The 10,448-nt window shown below is 45.0% G+C and carries 8 protein-coding genes, 1 pseudogene and 1 riboswitch; of the genes and pseudogenes, 1 reads left to right on the forward strand and 8 read right to left on the reverse strand.

From position 1 onward, the window contains the following. Window positions 1-27: 27 nt before the first annotated feature. Window positions 28-1,194, reverse strand: coding sequence for an LCP family protein (locus DOT_RS05840; RefSeq protein ID WP_040411356.1), 1,167 nt, complete (start codon window positions 1,192-1,194; stop codon window positions 28-30). A gap of 219 nt (window positions 1,195-1,413) precedes the next feature. On the opposite strand from DOT_RS05840, the gene DOT_RS05845 reads away from it, so the two are divergent. Continuing rightward, on the forward strand, window positions 1,414-1,719 hold the full coding sequence (locus tag DOT_RS05845; protein ID WP_009615433.1) for a hypothetical protein: 306 nt from the start codon (window positions 1,414-1,416) through the stop codon (window positions 1,717-1,719). Window positions 1,720-2,496: 777 nt separating this feature from the next. On the opposite strand, the gene lysA is transcribed toward DOT_RS05845, so the two are convergent. The 7 genes and pseudogenes from lysA to DOT_RS05880 all read right to left on the reverse strand — a co-directional run. Next, entirely contained in the window at window positions 2,497-3,831 is a 1,335-nt protein-coding gene (gene lysA / locus DOT_RS05850) for a diaminopimelate decarboxylase (protein ID WP_009615436.1), read from the reverse strand. A gap of 114 nt (window positions 3,832-3,945) precedes the next feature. Continuing rightward, a riboswitch (Lysine riboswitch) is annotated at window positions 3,946-4,134 on the reverse strand. A gap of 165 nt (window positions 4,135-4,299) precedes the next feature. Beyond that, a complete protein-coding gene (locus DOT_RS05855) occupies window positions 4,300-5,325 on the reverse strand; it encodes an acyl-CoA dehydratase activase (protein ID WP_085930975.1) in 1,026 nt (341 codons plus the stop codon). After that, on the reverse strand, window positions 5,312-6,463 hold the full coding sequence (locus DOT_RS05860; RefSeq protein ID WP_040411359.1) for a CoA protein activase: 1,152 nt from the start codon (window positions 6,461-6,463) through the stop codon (window positions 5,312-5,314). Before DOT_RS05860 ends, DOT_RS05855 begins: the two co-directional genes overlap by 14 nt. Then, window positions 6,405-7,493 carry an acyl-CoA dehydratase activase-related protein gene (locus DOT_RS05865; protein WP_009615440.1) on the reverse strand — a complete coding sequence of 363 codons (1,089 nt, stop codon included), beginning with the start codon at window positions 7,491-7,493 and terminating at the stop codon, window positions 6,405-6,407. Before DOT_RS05865 ends, DOT_RS05860 begins: the two co-directional genes overlap by 59 nt. A 21-nt stretch (window positions 7,494-7,514) precedes the next feature. Beyond that, entirely contained in the window at window positions 7,515-9,008 is a 1,494-nt protein-coding gene (locus DOT_RS05870; RefSeq protein ID WP_009615441.1) for a spore germination protein, read from the reverse strand. A 499-nt stretch (window positions 9,009-9,507) separates the two neighbouring features. After that, complete coding sequence (gene spoVAE / locus DOT_RS05875) at window positions 9,508-9,870, reverse strand: stage V sporulation protein AE (RefSeq protein ID WP_009615442.1); 363 nt, start codon at window positions 9,868-9,870, stop codon at window positions 9,508-9,510. Between the two features lie 14 nt (window positions 9,871-9,884). Then, a pseudogene (locus DOT_RS05880) lies at window positions 9,885-10,448 on the reverse strand (stage V sporulation protein AD); the annotation flags it as partial.

The raw sequence follows: 10,448 nt of genomic DNA on the forward strand, positions 1-10,448 counted from the left end.
CCCTTGTCTGTAACACAGAGTTTTTTCTTACTTCGCTATCGTTGAATTAACATCGGCGTTAAAGAACACTGAACTCGTCTTTCCCTCTTCCAAAAGACGTTTGGTCACATCGCGAGACCTCCGAGGGTTAACTTTCCAGTAACTGATATCGTTTTCAATAAGAAAATTGCCTGGTAGGGTTTGAGATGAGATCTCAGGCTTTTCAAACCGTAGAAAGATATTCGCCAGCGACCATAATTGAGCTAACGAAAGATTAGTTTCTACAGATTTTTGTATTTGAGGGATAAGCCAAGGCAATTTAGTAATAGTTTTGACTTTCATGAATTCCTTTCCCATGGCTTTCAGGACTGTCTGTTGCCGTACTGTCCGCGATATGTCAGCTAAGGCATCATGACGAAACCTTGCATATTGCAAGGCCTGTGTTCCATTTAAACGTTGTGTTCCCTTTGAAAGGTTAATCACGCCATCTGACACATCCCCCGTTACATAATGCATATCTTTTTCGACGTTGACAGTTATTCCTCCCAGGGTATCAATAATCGATTTAAACCCTGTAAAATTCGTAAGAACGTAGCCGTCAATAGGCTGGTCAATCAAACCTTCGACTAAAGCTATAGTCGTATTAAGTCCTTTGCCGACTCGTGCAGCTGCATTAATTTTGTTTTTTCCATAACCGGGAATAATCACTTGAGTATCTCGAGGAATCGAAATAAGTGCTATTTTACCGTTTTCAGTATTTACACTGGCTACCAATAGCGTGTCCGTGTTGCTAAGCGATGTTTCATCTGGTCGTCGATCCACTCCGACTAAAAGCACCGTAAAACGATATTTCTCAAAGGTTGAGTTAGGTGCGGGGGGAAGTATTGGCGTAGGGACAGGGACAGGGTTAGGCGTAGGGATAGGTGTAGGTGGCGTGGCCTCGGGGGTGGGCTCTTTAGAAGAATCCTTAACATTATCTGCTATTGGATCATTTTTTCCGCTTGTCTCTACATGAGCCTCCTCTGTAATTTTACTTGATTCTCCCTCCTCCTGCTCATTTGCAAGCAGCATGGGTTTTTTATCTCCCGTAACAGGACTCGCAAGAATAGCACCCAAAACTAAGCCGACACACAGTAGAAAAGAGAACTGCATAATTTTTTTATAAGCCTTAAAGATCCGGGAAATCGTCCTGCCGTCATATTTATTTCCCTGCATCCGAGTCCACTCCATTCAAAACTTCTTTTCTATAGCATCAAACAATTTTGAATGAAATATTCGAATTTCAAAATTGAAATATTTAGTAAAAACACCCTCATAAAGATAGGACTTTTATGAATCTAAATCACCGTTTTCCATTCTTTCCCATGTTTTTGATCCACTGGTAGCACTACAGTTATATTTTACATATACTACCAGTATAAAGGAGGAACTTGTATGGATTTTCTGAAAAAAATACTTTCAAGAAATAATACAACTGAAGAAATCGACATTAACCCAGAACAAGATATAACCCTTTCCAACGATTATCAAGAGGATACTCCAAAAAATTTTCAACCCGCACTGACATCAGTCAATCTTATGAGTAGATTCTTCCGTACCCAAAAATTGTCCCACTCGGAGCCTCCTGAGACTCTTCACGAAAATGAAGCTTGGGCACCAGAAACTGAATTTGTTGGGCTCTTTCGTAAACACAGGTTCAATGCCAAGGAATATCCTTCCTCTTCTTCCGATCCCCAATAACAACAAGTTTGAGGCTGTATTCAAATAGCAAACATTCTCTTCGATATGAATTAAGCAATCTTTGCTTGTTAAGGCGGGTGATTTTTAAAGAAAACTTGGCTGGCGACAAGCCTCTGGCGAAGGCGGCTGCCTAGTTGCCCTTATGCTTAGACGACGAAGACACTGTCTTCGCACGGGTTAAACCTTCTTGCAGCACTGTCTTCGCACGTATTAGCCCTTCTTGCAGTATATAACGCAAGTTTATACTTTCTGACAGTACAAGAAAGGGGAGACCGACATTGAACCATGGGCCCCGTGTATATGCCCCAGTACTACGAAGTCCTCTACTTTTCCATCAAAATACTACGCTTTCCACTCCCACTTATTATACTACTCTTCCAACTACCGCTTCATCAGCAAATGGTTTATATGTCAACCGTCCTTCACCCTATAATAACCAATCTCAATACACGGTTGGAGCCCCAATGCCCATTCGTCCTCAATTCCATCCCCAATCTTATCCTTATTATTCATCTTTACCTGGACCTACAATTCCTTCGCCACTGCCTTACGCCTATTCTCTTCCTAACGCCACTTATGCGCCGATAGTTGCCTCTAATGGGTTAGCCCTCATTCTAATTGCAACTCTTATATTGGTTGCACTTGATCTTATGATTGTTCGCCCACAAAAAACGGCAATATCAAGGTCCGCGGTCCGAATGTAACTTATCGCAAGTATAAAGAAACAAAAGAGGGTCCGTGAACGTCAAACAACGCTCACGGACCCTTTTAGACATTTTACCGACTTGCCATTTGCAAATATTTTAACCGAGCAGGCAGAATATCATTCCGCAACAAGTCTGCATGAGTTTCACGTTTTACAATCACATCGGCATGACCGCCCTCCACAAGGACCACCCCGGGCCGTGTCAGTCGATTATAATTCGATGACATAGAATAGTTATAAGCACCTGTACAAGATACCGCCAGCAAATCTCCAGATTTGACTTTGGGCAAATCAATATCCCAAATCAACATATCTCCAGACTCACAACACTTGCCAGTAATGGAAACAACCTCTTCCGCATCTTCTTTAGCGCGATTAGCCAGCAATGCCTCGTAGCGCGCTTGATAAAGTGCTGTCCGTGGATTGTCTGCCATCCCTCCATCGACAGCAACATATTTTCGTACACCCGGAATTTCTTTAATAGAACCAACTGTATACAGCGTGGTTCCTGCTGTTCCAACAATTGAACGACCAGGCTCAATAATAATCTTCGGGCGTGGAAACTTCTGATTCTGACAGGCATCCTCTAAAGCATCCTGCACAGTTTTAGCATAATCTGAAATCCGAGCAGGTTCGTCTCCGGACGCGTAATAAATTCCAAATCCTCCACCGAGATTCAACTCGTGCAGAAGGTAACCTGTGCGCTCATGGATATCTGCCATATAATCGATCATGATCTGAACTTCATGCCGAAAGGAATCTAATTCAAAGATTTGTGATCCGATATGAGCGTGAATCCCTTTGACAACGAGGTGCGAAAAGGATAAAGCTAAATCGAAGGCTTGATCTGCGGTGCCATCAGTTAATGTGAAACCAAATTTTGAATCGATCTGACCCGTTTGAATGTACTCATGCGTATGTGCTTCAATCCCGGGTGTCACCCTGAGGAGAACATCTACCCTTTGATTCATTGCTTGAGCGAGATCATTTAACATGCTCATTTCATAAAAATTGTCGACAACAATTCGCCCAACACCAGCTTTAATTGCCATAGATAACTCTTCACGGGATTTATTATTGCCATGGAAATAAATTCGCGCAGCAGGAAAATTCGCCTGAAGGGCTGTATAGAGTTCTCCCCCAGATACAATGTCTATGCCTAAATCCTCTTCATCAAGAATCCTGTACATAGCCAGCGTAGAAAACGCTTTAGAAGCGTAAATAACCTCCGCATTTGTCAGACCTTCGATAAAGGAACTGTGGTACTGTCGGCAAATGTCCCGAATATGGGCTTCATCCATGATGTATAGCGGCGTTCCAAATTGTTGAACTAATTCTACGGTGTCACATCCACCAATCTCTAAATGTCCTTGCTCATTTACTAGTTGAGTACCGTGCAGCCTCATTCCTCTTCCTCCCCTTTTGTCTATAAGTTAGTTTTTGGACAAAAAATAAAAACGGTAACAGAAGGAAATCCTCCGTTACCGTACATGCGCACAGAACAATGACCCTCTTCTCCTGTTGGGAGTAGTTCTCCACGCGATGTCGTGTCTAAAACATCACGTGACAGTCCTGCAGTTCTTAACCACAGACCCAGTTCCAAAAACTACGCAATTTTTGGACTTCGGCGAAATCCCCTTTTCCACGGGCTCATAAGTTTACGCAACTTCCTCCATGGTACTTTTGTCATTCGCGCCTCTACCACACCTCTAAAGAGATGAGGCATTATTAAATTAATTTAAGTATATCAGACTTCTTAATAAAGGTCAAAATATATTTTGTTGCATATAGAGAAAGACCTCGTTAGAGATCTTTCTTCAATGTTGCCGAAGGCTGAAAGAACTTTGGACTCTCGATTTACCATAAAGATCTGTTTAAGCCCTCTGTTTCTCTTCCTCACTTTCGGTTAGACCCGCATCAGTTCGAGCCCCTGCTGTAGTCGACCACTTTCCACAGCGATCTCCCCACCTGGCTAAACTTATCCCTTCTTGCATGATTTCTACAACTTCACAGCGATTCGCACACCCTGAACATTCAAAACTTTTAGCTTGGAATTGGGTCTCGCCCAAGTGTAAACCACGAAATCCAGTCCTTGTTTCTGGTCGTCTCCCCGCTTTTTCTTGCGCTAAGTACGCTGCCCCTAAGGCGCCCATCACATCATAATGTTCAGGTACGATTATTGATTGGCCCAACTCATTTTCAAAGGCTTTACATATACCGGGGTTTGCAGCCACACCCCCTTGGAAAAAAATCGGACCCCGAATGTCTTTATTTTTGCCTACGTTATTTAGATAGTTTCGCACCATCGCCTGACATAGCCCTGCTAAAATATCAGGAAGCGGATGCCCGAGCTGCTGTTTGTGAATCATATCCGATTCTGCAAAAACAGAGCAGCGCCCAGCAATCTGTACAGGATGTTTTGCTTGAAGAGCTAACGAACCGAACTCCTCGATAGGAATACTCAACCGCGCTGCCTGCTGATCCAAAAATGACCCAGTTCCAGCTGCACAAACCGTATTCATGGCAAAATCAGAAACGACTCCATCTCTGATAATGATGATTTTTGAGTCTTGACCTCCGATTTCCAGGATAGTTTGCACCTGGGGGTTAACCCGCGAAGCAGCCACAGCATGAGCTGTAATCTCATTTTTTACAACATCGGCCCCTAATAAGGTGGCAGCAAGCTGCCGTGCGCTTCCTGTGGTTCCGACCCCAACAATTTCGGCCGAATCCCTCATTTTAGTTCTTAATAATTTAATTCCTTCTTGAATTGTTTGCATGGGACGCCCTTGTGTTCTTAAGTACAGGGCCTCTTCCACCGTATTATCCGACCGTAGCAAGACTATATTTGTACTGACTGACCCAACGTCGACGCCCAGAAAGTATTTATCTTCCCCCAACACCGAACACTTCCCCTCTTGTTTGTCCAATTCCTCTTTGCAGGCGTGGTCTTTCCAATAGATCCACAAACGCTTCCAAACGGGTTTGCATCCCTGCTTGCCCGGTATGTTCATCAACGATAAGAGTCATAATCGGCACCTTATACGCCTCTTGAACTCTCGGTAAAACACTGGCTGCCACAATCTCAGGCATGCAAGATAGAGGGAAAATCTGAATAATCCCATCAAAGCCCTCCCGTGCAAATTTCACGGCAGCTCCAACTGTTTCCTGACCATGTCCTCCTACAAAATGAGGTAAAAATGGTTTGGCATGGCCTGGATAGGATTTAATGGACCGGTATCCTGGGGCCAGACCTTGGAATACATGATTACCTACCCACCCTGAAAGATAGATAGAACGATCTACTTCCACCCCTAAACGTCCAAGCTCTTCTTCTAGACCCAATGAAGTATAGGGATCAAGAATCGTGTAGATCTCACCAATAATCCCTATCCGGAGTGGTTTGTTAAACCCTTCAGAAGGAGTATCTACCTTCTCTTGGCTTTCACGAATACTTTCTTTTACCCAACGAACGGTCTCCTGAACTCCTTTAACCGTCATTGTTTGCGCCAGGAGTTTTTTAGCATCTTCATAAATCTTTTCTGTTTCCATCGAATTGGGGAGTCTTGGTCGAGCAGCATGGATCAAATCTTCGACTTGATCCAAAGCGACACTTTTTAGATAGGCAAATCTCAAAGCTTTTATGATTTGGGCCCATGAGTTGTTCGTTCCAGCTAAATAACGGATCCGTTTAGCCAGTCCAAGTAAGCTTCCATTGGGCGGCTCAAGAGTAACTACATCGTAATTATACCCTGCACTCTGCAGGATCTGCCGTTCCATTTCTCCATAATAACCAAATCGACAAGGACCAATCCCTCCTGTGATCACAATTGTATCTGCCCCTTCGTCAGCCGCTTCGATATAATTACCAAGATTTAATTTCAAAGGCAAACAGGCGGATTCTGGTGATAACCTTGTACCCAGATTTAAGGTTCGTTTACTGTTAGTTGGTGGGACCACCACCTCAACATTGAGTGATTCAAAGAGTGTTTGAATCACGATCCAGGCGTTCCCCATATGTGGAAACGTAACCTTCATGGACCCTCCTCCTTTCGACCATATCCAGAAAGGCTTCAAGCCGAGTGACAAGGCCAGCCTCACCGCTGTGTTCGTCTAGAGTAACCACCATATAAGGTTTATGTTGTTCCCTAGCTTTCCAAGCCAGAAGTTCTTGAACCATGGAGTCTGTCCCACATCCAAAACAGGATAGATAGATAATCCCGTCAATTTCGTGATCTCTGACAAACTTATTTCCTGAACCAAAGATTTGTTTAGCGTGATTCCAAAACAACTTTTTTCTTAGCCCCAGCAAATGACTTTCTACGTCTTCTTGACTAACGTGTTGAACCAATTGTACTTCCGTTTTCTCCCGGAGGCGACCAAGCAGATTCAAGTTCGCATAAGATTCTTGCGTTAGGTAAGAATGTCCAACTAAAGCAATTCTCAGGCGATCAGTGTTCTGCTCCTTTAATGAGACCGCAGATGTTGAAGTCCTAGCGCCCTGCCCCCGCCCACATTCAGGCGGACTTGCAGAATCCTTTAAGCCCTTTTGGGCACGCTCAATCTCCCGAATGCTCTCCTCAAAATCCCACCCTGCCCCCATTGAATCTTGATACCGCTTTTGCCATTCTTGACCAAGGGTAAAGGCCTTACGAATCTCCGCCTTGTTCTTGCCAAGTTGACGGCCAAATACCTGCAGGTCTTTTAGGACCTGGCGTTTACCTTTTCGCCAATTTAAAACTACAGTAAGGACAGGGATTCCTGAGGGAACTGCAGGAAATAGGCTCTCGGGAATGCCCAAGAATTTTGGGCAGGTGTAAGTATCTGGCTCAACACTAACCATACGTGGCAGGAAAATAGCATCGACATCTTTTAACGCCTGGATATGCCCTGCAAGCAGCTTCAGTGGTAGACACGTTTCGTCACTTGCTTTCTTTAAACCTTGTTCCATGATTTGGCGATGTGTGGCTGGGGAGGTCACTACCTCAATATTCAGGCGATGAAAAAACCCAGCCCAGAAAGGGAAATAATCAAAATAAAAAAGTGCCCGCGGAAACCCTATTTTCACTCTACTGGCATCCTTCCAATTCTATTTGCCGCCGCCCTTCGGCTGACGGTCTTGATCTTGTGCTTTTAGAAAACTAGGGCGCTGATTATTAATAGGAACTGGAGAGCGCATCATAATTGACCCTAGGGCTTTAATATTTAAGGGTATGAGGGGCCATAGATAAGGCACGCCAAACGATTTTGTCCGCCATAAGAGAAAGAGCACGAGAACCGCACCAATCCCGAAGCCTATGAAGTTAAACAGGCCTGTCATAATAATAATAAATAACCGCGCAAGTCGATTGGCCAAGCCTAATTCATAGCTGGGAGTCGCAAAGGTTCCCACAGCAGCAATAGCTACATACATAACCACCTCAGGAGAAAATAGCCCAACTTTAACTGCGATATCCCCAAGCATAAAGGCGGCAATCAAACCCAAAGCTGTTCCCAAGGGACCTGGGGTATGAATGGTCCCCATTCGCAAAAGGTCTACACCAAACTCAGCCACCAGTACCTGCACAAGTAAGGAAATTTTCGCTGGTTTGGTAACGCCGATAAACTGAAGCCAATCCGGCAGTAATTGAGGATTTAAGGCCGCGCCTAGCCATAGCGGAAGCAGAAAGAGAGCAGCAAAGATACCAGCAAACCGTATCCAACGTAAATAGGCACCTACAATCGGTTCTTGTCGATATTCTTCCGCATGCTGAACATGGCTCCAAAACGTAACCGGCGCAATCATAACCGAGGGAGAAGTATCGACAATGATAATGACATGTCCCTCCAGCAGATGAATAGCAGCAACATCGGGACGTTCAGTATAGCGCACACGCGGATAAGGATTCCAGAATTTACTTCCCAGGATAAATTCCTCAACACTTTTTTCGGCCATGGGAATCCCATCGATTTTAATTCCTTGAAGATCCTTGTGAATTTTATTGACCATATCTGGATTGGTAATATCTTCGATGTAAGTAATGCACACATCTGTTTTGGAGCGTCCTCCAACTTGAACTAATTTCATACGCAGTTTTGGGTCACGTAAGCGCCGGCGAATTAAAGCTGTGTTCATTACTAGGGTCTCTGTGAATCCGTCACGAGATCCTCGGGTTACGCGCTCAATATCTGGTTCCTGGGGCTGACGAGAAGGATACGTCCTAGCGTCAACAATGATGGCCTTTTCTTGTCCCTCGACAAAGATTGCCATTGGGCCTGACAAAACAAAATAGAACACCTTGTCCATCGTTTGGACTTCAGAAACCTGTAAATTGACAATGCGCCCTTTCACTAATCTATCCAAGGCATTAACAATTAAGTCAGAACGTTCCAAATCAATTAAAGCATCTAAAATATAACTGGCTACATGCGTGTCAACCATTCCATTGACTGAGTAAATTGCGATTCTCTTACCACCAATGGACATCTCCCGCAGAACAATGTCGAAACAATCAGGAACCCCTAGTTCCCGGTTTAGGTAATCAACATTTTCTTGATAGTTCTTACTCACCGGAACATTTTTCTCACTTGAATTATCACCCAATTCATACACCCCCTTAGAATCCCAATTTTGCAGTGACTAATCCTACTTAGTCAAGGTTCAAGTTTCGAAGACTATGACCAAACCCCAGGAGGTCTTCTGCAGAGCGATTACATGTCCTAGCCCCGAGGAGTGCCTTTCAGTAAAAGCGACTACATTCACTCTCCACATCCCTACCCCAAAGGAGCGTTTTCTGCTAAGCGGATGCTTTAGTGGAGCCGCGGTCCAGACGAGCGCCGACGGTTCGCGTCTTCGCAGCGCGCCAGCGGGACTTGTCCATGACTCAAACACGATGTTTGAGGTAGAGCATCGCCCGAAGACACTGTCTTCGCACGTATTAGCCCTCTTACAGGATGGCAAGGAGCGGCGGACATTCATCCAACCCAGAGGTTTGGCGCGCTCGCGAACTGTTTAGCTCGGCAGCGGCGTAACGTGCAGACGCGTGCAGAAAACGCTCCTCCCCCGTCGGCCTAACCCTATAACGCGTGCATAAAAAACGACTTTATCCTTTGGGGCTAAACGTAACAGACATTAGATATCCAAAAAACACTGCTGCTGCAATTCCTACGGCGGTTGCTTCAATTCCCCCGGATAAAGCCCCTATAAGCCCTCGTTCTCCAACTGCCTCCATGGCTCCCTTGGCAAGGGAATATCCAAAACCGGATAAGGGAATCGTGGCCCCAGCCCCTCCTATTTTTACCAAAGGCTCATACAGCCCTAACGCCCCAAGAATCGCTCCGCCAGTAACAAACGCGACAAGAACATGGGCTGGGGTGAAGGCCGGTTTGGTTAAATCCATCAAAAGTTGTCCGATTACACAAATCGCCCCACCAACAATAAAAGCTGGAATTATCATATCAAACATACGTATCACTCCTTTCATGCCTCAATAACTACAGCATGCCCAATACCAGGAATAGATTCTCCTTGCAGGGCGGACGTTGGGCTATGTAAGGCTCCACTGCCCACTAACATGACTCGCTTTAACCCTCCGCCTTTAATCCTTTGCATGATATCTCCAGCAAAAACTACCGCTGAACAGCCACATCCACTACCTCCTGCATGAACATCCTGATTGGCATCAAAAATCATAACTCCACAATCAGTAAATCCGGCTCCCATATCTAGGCCGCTTTTTTTAAGGACTTCCCCTGCCAGTGCTAATCCAACCGCTCCCAAATCTCCAGAAGCTATCAAATCGTAATCAGCTGGTTTACGCTGTAAATCAGTGAGGTGGTTAAGAATTGTGTCTGCAACCGCTGGAGCCATGGCTGAACCCATATTATTGACATCTTTTTCGGCGTAATCGACGACCCTACCAATCGTTGCAGAAGTAATCCGCGGTCCCACACCACTCTGTCCGAGAAGCACACTTCCTGCTCCAGTCACCGTCCACTGGGCACTCATAGCCCTTTGCGTGCCCTGTTCTGTTGGCGAACGGAA

The sequence above is a fragment of the Desulfosporosinus sp. OT genome, assembly GCF_000224515.1.
GTDB lineage: Bacteria > Bacillota > Desulfitobacteriia > Desulfitobacteriales > Desulfitobacteriaceae > Desulfosporosinus.

Bases quoted from the DNA above. Each gene is read 5' to 3' on its own strand.
- DOT_RS05840 (WP_040411356.1), bottom strand. From the start codon at position 1,194: ATGCAGGGAAATAAATATGACGGCAGGACGATTTCCCGGATCTTTAAG.
- DOT_RS05845 (WP_009615433.1), top strand. From the start codon at position 1,414: ATGGATTTTCTGAAAAAAATACTTTCAAGAAATAATACAACTGAAGAA.
- lysA (WP_009615436.1), bottom strand. From the start codon at position 3,831: ATGAGGCTGCACGGTACTCAACTAGTAAATGAGCAAGGACATTTAGAG.
- DOT_RS05860 (WP_040411359.1), bottom strand. From the start codon at position 6,463: ATGAAGGTTACGTTTCCACATATGGGGAACGCCTGGATCGTGATTCAA.
- spoVAE (WP_009615442.1), bottom strand. From the start codon at position 9,870: ATGTTTGATATGATAATTCCAGCTTTTATTGTTGGTGGGGCGATTTGT.